Source organism: Lysobacter oryzae DSM 21044 (assembly GCF_059568595.1).
This window is the reverse complement of sequence record NZ_JCANTQ010000008.1, coordinates 585,136-603,398: the sequence shown is the minus strand read 5'-3', so window position 1 is coordinate 603,398 and position 18,263 is coordinate 585,136. Positions and strand designations below refer to the sequence as shown.

8 protein-coding genes are annotated in these 18,263 nt (G+C 68.6%); 7 read left to right on the top strand and 1 reads right to left on the bottom strand.

Annotation, left to right across the window (positions count from 1 at the left end):
• Nucleotides 1–165 precede the first annotated feature (165 nt).
• The 7 genes from BP05_RS02980 to BP05_RS02950 are packed head-to-tail and all read left to right on the top strand — an operon-like array spanning nucleotide 166 to nucleotide 15,758.
• Nucleotides 166–6,711, top strand: a complete 6,546-nt coding sequence (locus BP05_RS02980; RefSeq protein WP_496360271.1) for an amino acid adenylation domain-containing protein — start codon at nucleotides 166–168, stop codon at nucleotides 6,709–6,711.
• Entirely contained in the window at nucleotides 6,708–10,016 is a 3,309-nt protein-coding gene (locus tag BP05_RS02975) for a non-ribosomal peptide synthetase (RefSeq protein ID WP_496360269.1), read from the top strand. Before BP05_RS02980 ends, BP05_RS02975 begins: the two co-directional genes overlap by 4 nt.
• Before the next feature lie 31 nt (nucleotides 10,017–10,047).
• Entirely contained in the window at nucleotides 10,048–10,848 is an 801-nt protein-coding gene (locus BP05_RS02970; RefSeq protein ID WP_496360268.1) for an alpha/beta hydrolase family protein, read from the top strand.
• Complete coding sequence (locus tag BP05_RS02965; RefSeq protein WP_496360266.1) at nucleotides 10,845–11,684, top strand: hypothetical protein; 840 nt, start codon at nucleotides 10,845–10,847, stop codon at nucleotides 11,682–11,684. Before BP05_RS02970 ends, BP05_RS02965 begins: the two co-directional genes overlap by 4 nt.
• Nucleotides 11,681–13,438, top strand: a complete 1,758-nt coding sequence (locus BP05_RS02960; protein ID WP_496360264.1) for a glucosamine inositolphosphorylceramide transferase family protein — start codon at nucleotides 11,681–11,683, stop codon at nucleotides 13,436–13,438. The genes BP05_RS02965 and BP05_RS02960 overlap by 4 nt, the downstream gene beginning before the upstream one ends.
• Before the next feature lie 38 nt (nucleotides 13,439–13,476).
• A complete protein-coding gene (locus BP05_RS02955) occupies nucleotides 13,477–15,012 on the top strand; it encodes a lipopolysaccharide biosynthesis protein (RefSeq protein ID WP_496360262.1) in 1,536 nt (511 codons plus the stop codon).
• A complete protein-coding gene (locus BP05_RS02950) occupies nucleotides 15,009–15,758 on the top strand; it encodes a YdcF family protein (protein ID WP_496360260.1) in 750 nt (249 codons plus the stop codon). Before BP05_RS02955 ends, BP05_RS02950 begins: the two co-directional genes overlap by 4 nt.
• 67 nt (nucleotides 15,759–15,825) lie before the next feature.
• On the opposite strand, the gene BP05_RS02945 is transcribed toward BP05_RS02950, so the two are convergent.
• Nucleotides 15,826–18,066: a choice-of-anchor Q domain-containing protein gene (locus BP05_RS02945; RefSeq protein ID WP_496360258.1), complete on the bottom strand. Its 2,241-nt coding sequence runs from the start codon at nucleotides 18,064–18,066 to the stop codon at nucleotides 15,826–15,828.
• Between the last annotated feature and the right edge of the window lie 197 nt (nucleotides 18,067–18,263).

Below are 18,263 nucleotides of genomic sequence, written 5' to 3'. Positions count from 1 at the left end.
CGTGGCCGCATGACCACTCCAGCGACGTTTGTCACCACATGAGCGCGAGCTTCATGGCCGTCCTTCCGGCCTGGTGAATGCCGGAAGGGACGCGATCTGGTGGGGCATCACATCACACAGCCCGCTTCACGCCTCGGGGTGCAAGCGCGGGGAACGGGAAGGGGCATGAACCAGAAATCCGACAGTCGTTCGCCGCGCGCCCTCCAGACCGGGGCATGCATCACGCAATGGATCGAAGCGCAGGCGAGCAACCGCCCGGACGCCATCGCGGTCAGTTGTGAAGGCGCCAATCTGAGCTATCGCGAACTGAACGCACGCGCCAACCAGTTGGCCCATCGCCTGCGCGCGCTCGGCGTAGGCCCGGAAATCCTGGTCGCGATCGGCCTGGAACGCTCCCTGGAGATGGTGGTCGGGCTGCTTGGCATCCTCAAGGCCGGCGGTGCCTACCTGCCGGTCGACCTGGCCTATCCGCGCGACCGCGTGCAGTTCATGTTCGAGGACGCGCGCCCGGCGGTATTGCTCACCTCATCGTCACAGCGCGAGGCATTGCCGGCAGGCGAAATCCCGACGCTGCTGCTCGATGACTGGACATCACTGTCCAACGAAGCCACCAACGATCCCGAACCCGTGGCCGGGCTCGACAACCTCGCATACGTCATCTACACGTCCGGCTCGACCGGCAAGCCCAAGGGTTGCCAAGTCACCCACGCGAACGTGGCGCGCCTGTTCACCTCGACCGATCACTGGTATGGCTTCGGTCCCGACGACGTCTGGACGTTCTTCCATTCCCACGCCTTCGATTTCTCGGTCTGGGAGATCTGGGGTGCACTGATCTACGGCGGCCGGGTCGTGGTCGTCCCGTATCTGGTCAGCCGTTCCCCCGAGGCATTCCATGAACTGCTGGTGCGCGAAGGCGTGACGGTGCTCAACCAGACGCCATCGGCATTCCGCAACCTGATTCATGCGGACCTGGCGTCGGCTACGTCGCCGGCCGACCTGGCGCTGCGCCATGTGATCTTCGGCGGCGAAGCCCTCGAACTACAGATGCTGCGCCCGTGGTTCGAACGGCATGGCGACCAGCAGCCCCGGCTGGTCAACATGTACGGAATCACCGAGACCACCGTGCACGTCACCTACCGGCCGATCGGCATCGCCGAACTCGAGCGCAATGCCGGCAGCGTCATTGGCGAACCGATTCCCGACCTGCGCCTGTTCGTGCTCGATGCGGAACTGGTGCCGGTTGCCACCGGTGAGGTAGGGGAAATCTACGTCGCCGGCGCCGGCGTCTCCCGCGGTTACCTGAACCGGCCCGAGCTGACCGCGGAACGCTTTTTCCAATGGCAATCGCCCGAAGGCGAGACCGCGCGCCTGTACAAGACCGGCGACCTTGCGCGCCGGCTCGCGGATGGCGACCTCGAATATCTCGGGCGCAGCGACCACCAGGTCAAGATCCGCGGATTCCGCATCGAAACCGGCGAAATCGAAAGCGTGCTCGCGCGGCATGACTCAGTGCGTTCCTGCGCCGTCATTGCCCGCAGCGATCGCGGCGACGAAGCGCGCCTGGTCGCCTATGTCGTACCGCAGGATGGGGCGATCTCGCAGGCCGTCCTGCGTGCGCACCTGTCCGCGAGCCTGCCGGACTACATGATCCCCAGCGCATTCGTCGAACTGGACGCGCTCCCGCTGACCGAGAACGGCAAGCTTGACCGCCGCGCGCTGCCGGCGCCCGCGCGGCAGCGGCCGGAACTGGCGACTGCCTACGAGCCGCCGATCGGACCGACGGAGACCAGCCTGTGCGAGTCCTTTGGCGAGTTGCTGGCCATCGATGCGATCGGCCGGCATGACAACTTCTTCGAGCTGGGCGGCGATTCGATGCTTGCGACCCGCCTGCTGCAGCGCATTGCGCATGCGCGCGACGCCGGCAGCGTGATACCGACCGCCCAGCTCTTCCGCAACCCGACGCCGGCGACGCTCGCGACCTCGCTGGAAGGCCGCGAGGATGCGGCGATCCCGGCTTCCCGCTTCGCTGCGGCACATGGCGCGCATGCCGCGTCCGAACCGATCGCCATCATCGCGATGGCCGGGCGCTTCCCCGGCGCCGACGACGTCGAAGCGTTCTGGCGCAACCTGTGCGAGGGGCGCGACTCGATCACGTTCTTCGGACCCGACGAGCTGGATCCCGCCGTAAGCGCGCAGGACCGCAACGATCCCGCATACGTGCCGGCACGCGGCGTGATCGAGGGGGTCGAACAGTTCGACGCCGCGTTTTTCGGCATCAGCCCGCGCGAAGCCGAACTGATGGATCCGCAGCAGCGGGTGTTCCTGGAGCTAGCATGGGAATGCCTGGAGCGGGGCGGCCATGTGCCGGACGCATCCGGCCCGGTCGGCGTGTTCGCCGGCATGTTCAACGCCAGCTATTTCCAGCGCCATGTGGCCGCGCACCCCGAACTGATCGAGCGGGTGGGCGCCTTCCAGGTGATGCTGGACAACGAGAAGGACTTCATCGCCACGCGCGTGGCGCACAAGCTCAACCTCACCGGACCCGCGATCAGCGTGCATACCGCGTGCTCGACCTCGCTCGTGGCGATCTGCCAGGCCGTGGACAGCCTGCGCCTGGGCCAGTGCGACATGGCGCTGGCGGGCGGGATCACCGTCACGTGCCCACCTCGCAGCGGCTATTTCCACCAGGAAGGCGCGATGCTGTCGCCCGATGGCCACACCCGGCCTTTCGACGCCAACGCCGGTGGCACGGTGTTCTGCGATGGCGCAGCGGTGGTGCTGCTCAAGCGCCTGTCGGACGCGATCGCCGATGGCAACCAGGTGTTCGCGGTGGTTTGCGGCGGCGCCGTCAACAACGACGGCGGCGGCAAGGCGAGTTTCACGGCACCGAGCAGCGAAGGGCAGGCGGCCGTGATCGCGATGGCGCACGATCGCGCCGGCATCGATCCGCGCACCATCGGCTATGTCGAGACCCACGGCACCGCCACGCCGGTTGGTGATCCGATCGAAATCGAGGGGCTGACGCGCGCGTTCCGCCGCGGCACGCAGGATGTCGGCTTCTGCCGCATCGGCTCGGTGAAGAGCAACGTCGGCCACCTGGTCATCGCCGCCGGCGCGACCGGCGTGATCAAGACGGCGCTGTCGCTGCGAGAACAGCGGATCCCGGCGACCGCGCACTTCCAGACCCCCAATCCGGCGATCGACTTCGCGAACTCGCCGTTCGTCGTCAATGCGGCGCTCACTCCCTGGCCCGCCGGTGCCGAACCGCGCCGAGCCGGCGTCAGTTCGTTCGGCGTCGGCGGCACCAACGCGCACGTCGTGCTCGAGGAAGCGCCTGAGCTTCCGGTTTCGGATGCCGCGGCAGGACCGCAACTGCTGGTCCTGTCCGCCCGCACCCCGGCGGCGCTCACGCGCGCCGCGACCGGTCTGGCCGACCACCTGGAGGCGCATCCCGACGTCAACCTCGCGGATGTGGCGTGGACCCTCGGCGTCGGCCGCAAGGCTTTCGCCCATCGCGTGGCCCTGGCCGCCGAGAGCGTGGCCAGCGCCGCCTCCCAGCTGCGCAGCCCCGAGATCGCGGCGGCAATCGCGCGCTCGCGGCCCGCGCGCCAAAGCGACGTGGTGTTTCTCTTCCCGGGGCAGGGCGCGACGTATCCCGGCATGGGCCGCGAACTCTACGAATCCGAGCCCGCGTTCCGCATCGCCTTCGACGATTGCGCCGATGCGTTGCGCGCTGAGTTGGGCTTCGACCTGCGCGAGCGGGTGTTCTCGGACGACCCCGAGGCGATGTTGCCGACCGCGATCATGCAGCCGGCCACCTTCGCCATCGAATATTCGCTGGCCCGCTTCTGGATGAGCCATGGCATCGCGCCCGCCGCGATGATCGGACACAGCGTGGGCGAGTTCGTCGCCGCGACGCTCGCAGGGGCCTTCCCGCTGCCCGACGCCCTGCGGCTGGTAGCGCGCCGCGGCGCCCTGATGCAGGCGCAGCCGGGCGGCGCGATGCTGTCGGTGCGGATGCCGCTGGACTCGCTCATGGCGCGCCTGCCCGCGGACCTGTCGCTCGCCGCCGAGAACGCGCCCGGCAGCTGTGTCGTCTCCGGCGCGTTCGATGCGATCGCCGCCTTCCAGGCGCAACTCGAGGCCGACGGCATCGCCTGTCGCGCCCTGCGGACGTCGCACGCGTTCCACTCGCAGATGATGGAACCGGTGGTCGCGCCGTTCCGCGCCGAAGTCGCCGCGCTGGCGCTCGCGGCCCCAAGAATCCCGATTGTTTCCACCGCGACGGGTGACTGGCTCGACCCTGCGAGCGCGACCTCGCCCGACTACTGGGCAGCGCACCTGCGCGAGCCGGTGCGTTTCGCAACCGCGCTGGGCCGCGTGCTCGACGTGCCGGCGCGCGTACTGCTCGAAGTCGGGCCCCGTGCCACGTTGGCGGCATTGTCGCGGCAGCACCCGGGCATGCAGGCGAACCACCTGACTGCGGTAGCGACCCTGGCCGATACCCCGGCTGCGGAGCAAGCGAGCCTGCGCACGGCCGCGGGCCAGCTCTGGGCGAGGGGCGTCGCCATCGAACCGGACATGTTCGATCGTCGCCATGTGCGCGCCCGCCTGCGCCTGCCGACCTATCCATTCGAACGGCAGCGCTACTGGGTCGAAGCCGCCAGTACGCCGGCCTCCAATGTGGTGCCGCATCCTGCGCTTGCGGCCGCGCGCCGTGTCGAAACCGAAGCCAGCGCGCCCACGACCACCGCCGACGCGACTCCCGCGGACGGTCGCATGCCGCGGCTGGTCGCGAAGTTGAAGGAGGTGTTCCAGGACACCGCAGGCTTCGACCTGGCCGACGCCGACAGCGACGTCAATTTCATGGAACTCGGGCTGGACAGCCTGATGCTCACGCAGGTCTCGCTGCAGTTGCAGAAGGCCTTCGGCGTGAAGGTCACCTTCCGCCAGCTGATGGGCGAGTGCAGCAGCATCGACAGCCTGGCGCGGATGCTCGATGCGCAGCTTCCCGAAGAAGCCGGCGCAGCGCCCGTTGCATCGAAGCGCGGGCCGGACGCGGCCACCGCGCCGCGGGCCGAAGCAGCGGTGGACGAGGCCGAAGCCCTGGCGCATCGCACCTACGACGTGAAGAAGGCCTTCGGCGCCATTGCGCGCATCGACAACGCCGGCGGCCTCCAGCTCACCGACCACCAGCACGATCGACTCGACGCCTACATGCAGCGCTACGTGGCCAGGACGCGCAAGTCCAAGGCCTATACCGGCGCGCATCGCCAGCACCTGGCGGATCCGCGCGTGGTGAACGGCTTCCGGCCGCTGACCAAGGAAGTCACCTACCAGATCGTGGTGGAACGCTCGAAGGGTTCCCACCTGTGGGACGTGGACGGCAACGAGTATGTCGATGCGGTCAACGGCTTCGGCATGAGCCTGTTCGGCTGGCAGCCGGACTTCGTGCTGGAGGCGGTGAAGGCGCAGCTCGACCGGGGCTACGAGATCGGACCGCAGCACCCGCTGGCGGGCGAGGTGGCGCAGCTGATCTGCGAACTCACCGGACACGAGCGTGCGGCCCTGTGCAACACCGGTTCGGAAGCCGTGCTGGGCGCCTTGCGCATCGCCCGGACCATCACCGGTCGCGAAACCATCGTGCTGTTCACCGGCTCGTACCACGGCATCAACGATGAGGTGATCGTGCGTGGCACGCGCAAGCACGCCGCCGTGCCCGCGGCGCCGGGCATCCTGCGCAACACCGCCGAGCACGTGCTGGTGCTCGACTACGGCACGCCCGAATCGCTGCAGGTGATCCGCGAGCACGCGCACGAGATCGCCGCCGTGCTGGTCGAGCCGGTGCAGAGCCGGCGACCGGATTTCCAGCCGGTGGAGTTCCTGCGCGAGTTGCGCGAGGTGACGCAGGACGCCGGCGCGCTGCTGGTCTTCGACGAAGTGGTCACCGGGTTCCGCTCCCATCCGGGCGGCGTGCAGGCCCTGTTCGGCATCCGTGCGGACCTGTGCACCTACGGCAAGGTGGTGGGCGGCGGTTATCCGATCGGCGTCGTCGCCGGCAAACACGAGTACATGGACGCCCTCGACGGCGGCGACTGGCGTTTCGGGGACGATTCCCTGCCGACGGTGGGCGTGACCTATTTCGCCGGCACCTTCGTGCGCCATCCGTTGGCGCTCGCCGCGGCCAAGGCGGTCCTGGAGCATCTCAAGCGCAGCGGTCCACGCCTGCAGGAAGAGGTGAACGCTCGTGCCGCCGCGATGTGCACCGAGTTGAACGCGTTCTGCGCCGATGTCGGCGCACCCATCGAGGTCCGGCATTTCGCCTCGGTGTGGAAGACGTTCTTCCTCGAGGACCACCCGCTGCAGGACCTGCTGTTCGGAATGATGCGCAGCCGCGGCGTGCACATCCTCGAGAACTTCCCCTGCTTCCTGACGACGGCGCACGGCGACGCCGATGTCCAGGCGATCGTCGCGGCCTTCAAGGAATCGGTGCTGGAACTGCAGGAAGCCCAGTTGCTGCCGGGCAGCGCGGTGCCGGTATCCGAACCCGAACCGCGTCGCGTGGCGGCCGTCACCAGCCTGGCCGCGGTCATGGATGCGCGCCGCCCCGTCGTGCCGGGCGCGCGGTTGGGCCGCGATCCGCAAGGCCGTCCGGCCTGGTTCGTTCCGGATCCCGAGCGGGCCGGCAAGTTCCTCAAGGTGGGTACATGAATACTGCAGCGCCGATGCCTTCGCTCGCGTTCGAGCCGGTGGACTACGATCCGTTCGCCGGTGGCGAACTGGCCCGCGTCGTACCGACCACCGAGTCGCAACGGGAAATCTGGCTGGCCGACCAGCTCAGTCGCGACGCGTCGCTCGCGTTCAATCTCTCCGTTTCCCTGCGCTTTACCGGCGCCCTCGACGCCGATGCGCTGCGGCGCGCCCTGCAGGATCTCGTCGACCGGCACGATGCGCTGCGCGCCTGCATCAGCTCCGACGGACAGACCCTGTCCGTGCTGCAGCGGTTCGGCCTGCCGTTGCCGACCCGGGACCTGGCGACGCTGGATCCCAGCCAGCGCGAACATGCGATCGCCGAGCGCATCCGGGTGTCGGTGGAAACCCCGTTCCAGCTCGACGCGCCGATGTTCCGCGCCGAACTGCTGCGCCTGGCCGACGACGAACACCTGCTGCTGCTCTGTGCGCACCACATCGTCTGCGATGGCTGGTCGTGGTGGGTGGTCGTGCGCGAGCTGGGCGTGCTCTACGGAATGCACCGCGGTGCAGGGGGCGAAGCCCTGCCGGCCGCAGCCTCGTTCGCCGATTACGCGATCGCCGAACTCGAACAGTCCCAGGCCGATACGGACGCCGACGGTGCCTACTGGCTGTCGCGGTTTCCCGGCGAGCCGCCCGTGCTCGAACTGCCGACCGACCGGCCGCGGCCCGCCGTGCGCAGCTTCGCGTCCGCACGCGTGGACCACGTGCTGGACGCCGAGTTGTTCGCCGGCCTGCGCCGGCTGGGCGGACGGCATGGCGTGAGCCTGTTCGCGACCCTGCTCGCTGGATTTTCCGGGCTGGTCTCGCGGCTGGCGGGGCAGGCCGACGTGGTGATCGGGATTCCCGCGGCGGGACAGCTGGTTACGGGCAGCGACGACCTGGTCGGGCATTGCGTCAATACCTTGCCGCTGCGCTTCGAAATCGCGCCGGCGATGTCCTTCGCCGAACTCCTCGAATCGGCGCAGGCCACCCTGCTGGACGGGCTCGAGCACCAGCGGCATACCTTCGGCACGCTCCTGAAGAAGTTGCGGGTGCGGCGCGATCCCGCGCGGATGCCGCTGGTGAGCGCGTTGTTCAATCTCGACCAGGCGCTCGACCACCAGGGCACGGCATTCCCGGGCCTGGCGATGGAGTTCGACAGCAATCCGCGCAGCTTCGAAACCTTCGAATTGTTCGTGAACGCGGTGCAGACGAAGGGCCACCTGCGCCTGGAGTGCCAGTACAACAGCGACCTGTTCGATGCCGCCACCATGCGGCGCTGGCTCGCGGCCTTCGAAACGCTGTTGCGTGCGGCCGTTGAACGCGAAACCGCCGCATTCGCAAGCCTGCCGCTGGTCGATGCGATCGCGCGTGCGGAACTGGACGCCCTGCAGCCGCCGGCCTCGGCCTACGATCCGGCGTGCCGCATGCACCAGCACTTCGAGCGGCAATGCGATCGCACGCCGGCGCGCACGGCACTGCGCTGGGGCGAGCAGACCCTGAGCTATGCCGAGCTGGACGCACGCGCCAACCAGGTCGCCCACGTCCTGCGCGAGCACGGTGTGCGCCGGGGCGCACTGGTGGGGCTCGCGCTGGACCGTAGTGCGGACATGCTCGCGGCCTTGCTCGGGATCCTCAAGGCCGGCGCCGGGTACGTGCCGCTGGATCCGCAGTTCCCGTCCGAGCGCCTGGCCTACATGGCCGCGGATGCGGGCCTGGCCATGCTGGTGACGACCGGTGAATACACCGCGCGTTTCGACCTGCGCGGCCGCCCGATGCTGCTGTTCGACGAGCATGCGGCGCGACTGGCGGCGGCCCCCGCCACGCGTCTCGCATGCGATGCGGATGGCGCACAACCGGAAGATGCCGCCTACGTCATCTACACCTCCGGCTCCACCGGCCGGCCCAAGGGCGTGGTGGTGCCCCATCGCGCGGTGTCGAACTTCCTCACCAGCATGCAGCGCGAGCCGGGACTGACCGAGCACGACCGCCTGCTGGCGATCACCACGCTGTCGTTCGACATTGCCGTGCTGGAGCTGCTGCTGCCGTTGTCGGTCGGCGCGCAGGTCGTGCTGGCCGACCGCGAGACCGCGGGCGACGGTACCGCGCTGCTCGCGCTGCTGCAGCGCAGCCGCGCCACGGTCATGCAGGGCACCCCATCGAGCTGGCGCCTGCTCATCGATGCCGGCTGGCGCGGCACGGCAGACTTCAAGGCACTGTGCGGGGGCGAAGCGATGGCGCCCGACCTGGCTGCAGCGCTTCTTTCGCGGTGCGGATCGCTGTGGAACGTCTACGGTCCCACCGAAACCACGGTTTGGTCGACCTGCGCGCGCATCACGCCCTCGCGCGAAGCGCCCGACGTGCATATCGGCAAGCCCATCGCCAACACCACGGTGTGGGTGCTGGACGCGCAGGGCGAGCTGTGCCCGTTCGGCGTTCCGGGCGAAATCTGCATCGGTGGCGAGGGCGTCACCAAGGGTTACCTGGATCGCCCGGAGCTCACGGCGGATCGGTTCCTGCCGGATCGCCTGAGCACGAATCCGTCGCAGGGCAGGGAGCCGCTGCTGTACCGCACCGGCGATCGCGGCCGCTGGCGCAACGACGGCAACCTCGAGCACCAGGGCCGCCTCGACCACCAGGTCAAGGTGCGCGGCTACCGCATCGAACTGGGGGAGATCGAAGCCAATCTCGCCGTACGCACCGAAGTCGCGCGGGCGCTGGTGATCGTGCGCGAGGACCGCGCCAACGACCAGCGGCTGGTCGCCTACCTCGTCGCGAAGCCGGGCGCCACGATCGACGAGGCCGAACTGCGCGCGCACCTGCGCGAGGTGTTGCCGGCCTACATGGTGCCGCAGCATTTCGTGGTTCTCGGGGAGCTGCCGCTGCTGCCCAACGGCAAGATCGACCGGCATGCGCTGCCGCCGCCCGCCGCGATGCAGGAGGGCATGGCCGTCGTCGCGGAGGCAACCGGTGCGGCACTCGACCCGCGCGTGCGCTACCTCGCGGAGGTGTGGACCGAACTGCTCGGCCTGCCGGCGGGACCGGACGACAACTTCTTCGAACTCGGAGGGCATTCGATGCTGGCCGTGCAGATGGCCAGCCGGGTCGAACGCGACACCGGGCACCGCATCAAGCTGATCCGGCTGGGCGCCGAGACGCTGTCGCAGGTTGCCGCGGGACTTCCCGCGCCAACCGAAGCGGCCACGCGCGAAGCCGGCGTGGGCGGGCGCATCAGCAATGGCCTGCGCCGGCTGTTCGGCCTGGCGGCGGGATCGAATCAATGAGCTGCGCAAACTCCAGCGTGAGGCGATCGCGATGAGCATCGGCGACTGGGAGCCGTTCTGGCTCGGATCGGGAGCACGCCGCCTGTACGCGGCGCTGCACGAGGTGCCGGGCGCGCCCTCGACAGGCGTCGTGGTCGTCCCGCCGCTCCTGCATGAAGCCCCGCGCAGCCGGCGGTTCATCGCCGAAGTCTGCAATGAGCTCGCGGACATGGGATTGCCTGCGCTGCGTTTCGACTTCCACGGGACCGGCGACTCCACCGGCAGTGGTGACGAGGTGGACTTCGCCTCGATGCATCGCGACCTCGATCTTGCCGTGGCCGCGCTGCGGGAGCGCACCGGCGTGCGCCGGGTCGTGCTGCTGGCGTGGCGCGGCGGCGCGTTCGCGCTGCGCGGATGGCTCGATCGCGGCGGCGTCGCCGACCTGGCCGTGCTGTGGGAGCCGATCGAGGACGGTGCGTCCTGGCTGCAGGAACTGGTCGAATGCGATGCCGGCGAACGCGCTCAGCGTCCGCCGCCGCGCGCGGGTATTCCCCGCATCACCGATCCGGCCGATGGCCAGTTGATGGGTTTTCCGGCACCGCCGCAGTTGCGCGTGGACCTCGCGAAGGCGCGCCTGGATGGCGGCGCGGAGGACGGCGGCGTGCCCGTGTGGGCCGTCGTCCGCGAAGGCAGGGCACCCTCGATGGAGTTCGCCAAGGTGCTGCCACTGCCGGCCAACGCACCCAGTTTCAACGGCGGCGCCGCCATGGATGCGACGTTCTTCCTGACGCCTTCGACCCGCGAACTGGTGGGCGAACTTGCGCATGCGATGGGCCGGGGAGCGGGGGCATGAACGTGTTGCTCGCCCCGGGACTGGATGCAGGCATGGCCGATGACGTCCTCGTTCGCTTTGGGCCGGGAGGACGCTTGACCGGCGTGCTCAGTGGCCCTGCGAGCGCAGGGCCGACGCTTCTGTTGCCCAGCGCAGGCCTCCAGCCGCGCTCCGGACCGTTCCGCCTGCACACGCTGCTGGCGCAGCGCCTGGCCGCCCGCGGGATCCGCAGCTTCCGCTATGACATCCCAGGGGTCGGCGAAGCCCCGCGTCTCGCCGATTGCGATGCCACCCAGGCCACCCTGGCGGCGATGGACCTGCTCGAGTTCGAGCATCGCAGCCGAACCTTCGCGATCGGCGGCATCTGCAGCGCCGCCGACACCGGATGGGACGTGGCGACGGTCGATCCGCGCGTCGTCGCGCTCCTGTTGCTCGATGGCGTCTGCTTTGCCGGACCGTGGTACCGCTACGCGCGCGTCCTCGGGCTGCTGCGCCGGCTGCCCAAGGAATGGAGGCATTTCGCCCGCAAGGTGCCAGGGCGCCTGCGCGGCAACGCCAGCCTCGATTCGAACGCCTTCCGCACCTGGCCCGGCCACGCCGAGGCACGCGAGCAGTTCGCGCAGTTCGTGGCGCGCGACATGCGATTGCTGTGCATCTTCAGCGGCGGCTATGCCGACCGCTTCCTGCATCCACGCCAGTTCGAATGGTCGTTCGGACCGCCGGCACGCGATCCCCGTGTCGCCATGCATTACTGGCCCGATTGCGACCACACCTATTACGGCCGCGCCCAGCGCGACCGCCTGATCGCCCGGGTCGCCGATTGGATGGGTGCCTTGCCGGCGAGTGGGCCCGCATGAAGGACCCTGGCGCACCCGCGAGGACGCCGCTTTATCCGGCGCCGGAGGGCTGCAAGCGGCCTCTGCGCGTCGTGCTGGTTGGACCGGCGTCGATCCCGGGATGGGTACGCGCGTTTCTCGACCAGGCCGCCGGTTACGACTGGCTGGACCTGACCGTCCTGGCAGTGGCCGACGCCGTCCTTCCGCAGGTCGTGCGCGTGAGCGCCGACGTGCGCGCGGTCGTCGCATTCGAACATGCGCTGCTCGGCCGCAACCGCAGTCTCGCCCTCGTGCCCACCTCGCCTGGCGCGGAAGCGACGCGCTCCGAAACGCTCCCGGATGCGGTCAGTGCGGCCCGTCCCGATCTTGTGATCCTGCTTGGGCCGCACGAGTGGGCGACCATGCTGGCGACCAAGGCGCCGTGGGGTTGCTGGCACGTGGACGCGAGTCTGTCCGACCTGCGCCACGCCGGACTCTCGCTGCTCGCGCCGATGCTGCGCGGCGAGAACACCACCCAGATGGCGCTGATGCTGACGCAACGCGACGGTTCGCCGATCGACCTGGCGGTGAGTTGGGGGCGGACCCGGCCCAGCGCCTTCCTCAAGCAGCGCGAGGACGCATTCCTGAAGCTCCCCGGCTTGCTGCTGCGCGCACTGCATCGGCTCGCGGGCGGGTACGTCGCGCCGGCTTCCTATGCGGCCGCAAGCCTGCACCTGCAGTCGCAGTCGCCGATGGGACATGCGGTCGGGCTGCGCGCGATGCTGCTCGTGGCGCGTGCCGGCCTGCGCAAGCTCATGGGCAAGCGCCGGGACGGCAGCATCGGTTGGACCCTGGTGCTGCGCCTCGGTGGAACGCCGCTGGATCCGGAGTCGCCGTTGATCGGCTCGCACGCCCTGCTGCGCGCGGCCAAGGGCTGGTGGGCGGATCCGTGCGTGGTTTCGGGGCAGGGGCGCCGCCTGATATTCGTCGAGGAAATGGCGCACCCCAGGACCAACAACGCCAACATCGCCTGCGTGGAACTCACGGACGGCGGCGCACGCCGGCTTGGCGTCGCGCTGGATGAGCCGGGGCATCTCTCGTTCCCGCAGGTGTTCGCCTGGGAAGGCGAGTGGTACATGACGGTCGAATCCAGTTACGACCGGCGCGTGAGCCTGTACCGCGCCAGCGGTTTTCCGCTCGAATGGGTGCGCGTGCGCGACCTTGTCACCGGGCGGGTCTGCGTCGATCCGACGCTGCACCACCACGACGGACGCTGGTACCTGTTCACCAACATCGCCGAGAACTGCAATTCGACGAGCGACGAGTTGTTCCTGTTCGTCGCGGACAGCCTCGAGGGCGAGTTTTCGCCCCATCCCGCATCCCCGATCGTCTGCGACGTCCGGCGGGCACGCATGGCGGGCAAGTTGTTCAGCCGCGACGGACGCCTGATCCGCCCCGCGCAGGATTGTGGGCCCGGGTACGGCAATGCCGTGGTCTTCAACGAGGTGCTCGAACTCGGGCCGACGGTTTACCGGGAAAAGCAGCTTTCGCGGCTCGCCCCCTACCTGACCCGCCGGGTCGAGGGCTGCCACACCTACAACAGCGACGGGAACGTCGAAGTACTCGACGTGTTCGGACGGCCGCCGAGCGGGACGGCCTACCTCCACGTTTCCGAGGGCCCGGGTGATCGGGCCACACGAAAAAACGACAGCCGCACTGACAAGGTGGCTTCGCTGCCGTCCACGGTCGCGACCGCCGCAGGCGGGCACGTCCACACCGATACACAGCCACGGTGAATCACAAGGGCCCTCAATGGCGGATCGGATCAAACAGGATGAATAGTCAGGCCGAAATAGCCCAGGCAAGCGGCGACGACGCGCTCGAAGCGACGCAGCCGCGGCCGCGGCCGGACATCGCCACGCATTACCTGCGCTACTCGATTTCGAATGGCGTGGTGATGCTGCTCGGGTTCATCTCGTTCCCGATCCTGACGCGGTTCCTTGACAACACCCAGTTCGGCATCCTGCGCTACTACGAAACCCTGATGCTCCTCGGGGTCGCGCTGATCAAGTTCGGCGCGCCGCATTCGATCGTGCGGTTCTATCCCTACGACGACAACCAGCAGCGGCTGCGGGATTTCGGCACCAACCAGGTGCTGCTGCCACTCATGTTCTCGCTTTCGGTTTGGTCCCTGGGCGCGGCCGCGCTGGTGCTGTGGTCGTGGGCAACGGGCGGCAACTACCACCTGCTGTTCTGGTTCGCGCTGGTGATGGTGCCGATGCTGGCGGCGACCAACATCATCCAGATGGTGGTGCGCGCCAGCGAGCGCTCGGACATCCTCATGGCCACGCGCGTGATTGCCCGCGCCCTGGAGCTGGTGTTCGTACTGGGCGCGGTGATCCTCGTGCAGCACAGCGCGATGGCGGTGTATGGCGGCAAGCTGGTGGCGGCGGCGCTGCTGCTGGCATGGCTGGTGGGCTGGCTGCGCCGCAATGTGCACATCTCGCGCGAGTCGGTCGACTTCCAGGCCTTCCGCACCGGCATCGCCTACGGCGTGCCGTTGATGGCGAACGAACTGGCCTTCAGCGTCCTGGCCAACCTCGACCGCGTGCTGATCAAGCACCTGACCAATGACTTCGCGGTGGTCGGCATCTATGCGATCGGTTACTCGCTGGCCATGCAACTCAACGTATTCATCAGCGCGACCTTGTCGGAGGCGTTCACGCCGGTGGTCATGCGCGCGTACGAGACCGGCGGGAGCACGGCCGTGCGCGAGCTGAAGGAACGCGTCCTGCTGCCGATGACCTACGCCGTGGTGGCGGTGATCTCGATGCTGCTGGTGACGGGACAGGACCTGCTGGTCGCCCTCAGCGGCCAGGACAAGTCGGCCTCGGGCCCCGTCTTCATCATCGTCGGCATCACCGTGTCCACGTACGCGCTGTTCGCCATCGCCAATTACGGCCTGCAGCTGAAGAAACGAACCCTGCACGTGCTGACGATCACGTTGGCCGCCGCGCTCCTGAACGTGGCGATGAACTTCATCCTGATCCCACGCATGGGCTACATCGGCGCCGCCTGGGCGACGGCGATCGCCTACGGGGCCCTGGCGGTCGCGCAGTTCGCGATCTGTCCGAAGGGCCTCGCGCGCCTGCCCGACGCGCGGTCGATGATCGTGTCGTTGGCCAGTGGCGCCGTGCTGGTGGGCGTGGCCCGCGGCACCGGATTGTTCGGCGTGGAGGGAGTCTGGCTGCGGTTGCTGGTCGCAGGCGCGTTGTTCCTGGCGCTGTATGCCTTGCCGGTGCTGGCGCTGGATTCGAGGATGCGCACCATGGTGGCGGCGCTGCTGAAACGGGGTCCGGCAGGCGGATGAAATGGCTGCTGTCGCCGCTGGCATGGCTGCTCTTTTCGGCCGTGCTGGTTGCATGGACGTGGCACCGGCATCGCCATCTCGCGCTGGCGGCTTCGCTGGCGTTCGCGGCGCTCGCCCTCGCCGCGATGACGCCGCTTGGGGCCAATGCGCTGCTGAAGCCGCTGCAGCGGCCTTTCGCCGCCGCCAATGGATGTGCCGGCCAGTCGCCTTCGGTCGCGATCGTCCTAGGAGGGGGTGTCGACGGACGACCGCACGGCGACGCGGATTTCTCGGTGTTGAACCTGGCGAGCCGCCGCAGGATGGATCGTGCGGTCGCGTGGTGGCGCGAGGACCAGGGCAGGACACTGGTGGTGCAGGGAGGCTCGCCGTATCCGGGCGGTCCCTCGCTGGCGCGGCTGATGGCCGCCTACGCCGGGGCGTTGGGGGTGCCCGCCGGCGCGATGCGGCTGGAAACCCGTTCGATCGACACCTGGGATAACGCCGCCTCCGCGGCGGCGCTCGTGCCCCGGGTGCCGCGCCGCGTGGTCCTGGTCACGTCGCTGGTGCACATGCGGCGTGCGCGGGACGCGTTTGCCGGCAACGGCTTCGAGGTCTGCCCGCTGCCTGCGGACGCGCGCCGGCTGCCTTCGCGGATTCCGTGGGCGCTGGTTCCGCGCACCAGTGGACTGGCCAATGCCGAAGTCGCGCTGCACGAATGGGCCGGGCTGGCGTACTACCAGTGGCGCGACCGACGTCGACCGCGCTAGGACTTTTCAATGCGCAAAAAAAAGAGCCCCGAGTGATCGGGGCTCTTGGTGACTCACGTCTTTGTGCTTACAGGGCGACCGAGAACGAGGTGTTCGCGACCTTGGTCACGCCGCCGCTGGTGACGGTGGCGCTGGCCTGGTAGGTACCGATCGAGCTGGAACCCGAGCCCGACACGAAGGACACGCGGGCATAGCCGTTGCTGTCGCTCGTACCGCGCAGTTCGATCGTGTTGACACCGTTCGGCTTGACCGCGACGAAGCTCACGGCGGCACCGGACACGGCCGCACCATCCTTGGTGACGCGGGCGGTCAGGGTCACGGTCTCACCGGCCTTGTAGGCGGTCTTGCTCGGCGAGAGGGTTTCGCTGAGGCCCGTTGCGGCAGCAGCGGTGACCGCATACCACGCCGAGGTGTTGGCCGTATGGGCGCTGCCCACGCTGCTGCTGGCACCGGCACCGATCGCATACCAACCGGCAGCCGTGTTGGCCGGCGAGGTCACGTCGATCGTGACGCTACCGGTAGCGCCCGGAGCCAGAGCGATCGAGTTCGACGACAGCGTGCTGGTCCAGCCGGTGATGGGCGTGCTGCGGGCCAGGGCGAAGGTCGTGCTGGAGCAGGCGGAGCTGTCCTTGTTGGTGATGCGGAAGGAGTAGCTCAGCTTGGTGCCGGCGGCGACCTGGTAGTTCGCCGGAGCGACCAGCTGCAGCGCGGGAGCGGCGCGGGTGCAGCTCGGCGACGGGGTGGGGGTCGGCGTCGGGGTCGGAGTCGGCGAGGTGCCGGCACCGGCGCCGAACTCGTACGCACCGACGTCATTGGCGGCGCCGGTCGGACGCTTGCCCATCACGAAGTCGGTCGTCACGGCGCTGATCAGCGGCGCCTTGTCGATCACCGGGCTGCCCGACTTCGGCTCGGCGTCGAACGTCGCCAGCGTCATGTTGGTCAGGTTCGGGTTCTGCGTGCAGGTGCTGCCGGACGCGCACGAACGCACGTTCCAGCCCATGTTGCCGGAGAACGACTTCACCGCCGGGGCGCTGCCCGCGGCCATCGAGGTCTGGGTGCCGGTGTTGGCGTAGTACGGGAAGCCGACCACCAGGTTGTTCTGCACGTAGACCTTGTCGGTCGAGGTGCCTTCGCCATACGCAATCTGCGCATCGCCTTCGCCGGCAATGGTGTTGTGGCGCACCGTCGCGGTGTCGCCACCGGTCAGGATCAGCAGCAGCGAGCTGCCGTAGGCGCGGCACAGGTCGCCTTCAGTCATGTAGAACTTGCCGCGGAAGTAGGTGCACTGGCCGACCAGCACCGAGTTCTCGATCGTCGAGTTGCCCTTGATCTTGACCTGGTTGCCGGCGTTGGCGACCGAGTAGATGCGACGCAGCATCACCTTGGTGCCGTCGGCGCCGTCCATGTAACGCAGGTCGAGGCCGTCGGAGGTGTTGTGGTGGATGAAGGCGTCTTCGACCAGCCAGTCGCCACCGGTGTCGGTGGTGCCGAAGCCGTCGCCGTAACCGCCGGTCTGCTGCGCCCAGCACGCCCACGGCTCGCCCGTGGCGACCTTCTCGCCACAGCCGTTCCAGGCGATTTCCATGTTGCGCAGGATCATCTTCCCGGAGTTGGAGGCGCTGGTGCCGATGTTGCCGTCCCAGCCCGCCGCGCCGTTCTTGTTGAGCTTGACGCGGTCCATGGTCCAGTTGGTCAGGCCGCCGGCGTTCGCGCCGTTCTTGGCCATGCCATGGATGTTGAGGTCGTGCAGCCACACGTTGCTCGAGGCACGCGCGTACAGGCCGACGCGGGCCCACGGCATCGAGCTGGTGCACGCCACGCCGGCCTGCGAGTGGTTGTAGACACAGTCGCTGTTGTCGGTGACTTCGAGGTTGCCGACTTCGACGTTGGAGCTGCCGTCGAGGTTGAGCACGCGGTGGATGCCGCCGATGCCGACGAGCTTGGGCGCCGTGCTGCCGTTACCCAGGACGCGGGTGGGGGCCGAGGACGTGCCGCTCGGGATGGCCTGCATGTAGCCGCCGCTGCCGATCTGGTAGGTACCGGCGCCGATCAGCAGGGTGTCGCCACCTGCGATGCGCGCCGAGCCCGAGTTGGGCAGCGCGATGTTGGGGTTCTTCCACGCGCAGTTCTGCGCGGTGCCGCTGCCCGGATAGGCAGCGTCGGAACGGCCGTTGCACTGGGTGCCATCGCCACCGTCGGCGCGCACGTAGTACGTGGCGGCCTGGGCGGAACCGATGGCGGCAAGACCGAGGGAAAGAGAGAGGAAGAGCTTGGAAAGCTTCCGACCGTTGGTGATGGAAATAGACAAGGCGCACAACTCCGTAGGAACCAATGGGGGGTGGCCAGGAGCTCCCTCCCCAGACCGGGGGCGGACTCTACGGAGGGGGGGGAGGGGGGGTTGTGCGACCCGCCACACTTCGGGCCCGGGTGCCCGGGCCAGGACCTGACGAAGCGCGTCTCGGGCGCTTAAGCGCCCTGGAAATTCAGGTGTGATTCGGGGAGATG

What these genes read in the sequence shown, in the direction of transcription:
- BP05_RS02980 (WP_496360271.1), top strand. Translation starts at nt 166, where the DNA reads ATGAACCAGAAATCCGACAGTCGTTCGCCGCGCGCCCTCCAGACCGGG.
- BP05_RS02975 (WP_496360269.1), top strand. Translation starts at nt 6,708, where the DNA reads ATGAATACTGCAGCGCCGATGCCTTCGCTCGCGTTCGAGCCGGTGGAC.
- BP05_RS02970 (WP_496360268.1), top strand. Translation starts at nt 10,048, where the DNA reads ATGAGCATCGGCGACTGGGAGCCGTTCTGGCTCGGATCGGGAGCACGC.
- BP05_RS02965 (WP_496360266.1), top strand. Translation starts at nt 10,845, where the DNA reads ATGAACGTGTTGCTCGCCCCGGGACTGGATGCAGGCATGGCCGATGAC.
- BP05_RS02960 (WP_496360264.1), top strand. Translation starts at nt 11,681, where the DNA reads ATGAAGGACCCTGGCGCACCCGCGAGGACGCCGCTTTATCCGGCGCCG.
- BP05_RS02955 (WP_496360262.1), top strand. Translation starts at nt 13,477, where the DNA reads ATGAATAGTCAGGCCGAAATAGCCCAGGCAAGCGGCGACGACGCGCTC.
- BP05_RS02950 (WP_496360260.1), top strand. Translation starts at nt 15,009, where the DNA reads ATGAAATGGCTGCTGTCGCCGCTGGCATGGCTGCTCTTTTCGGCCGTG.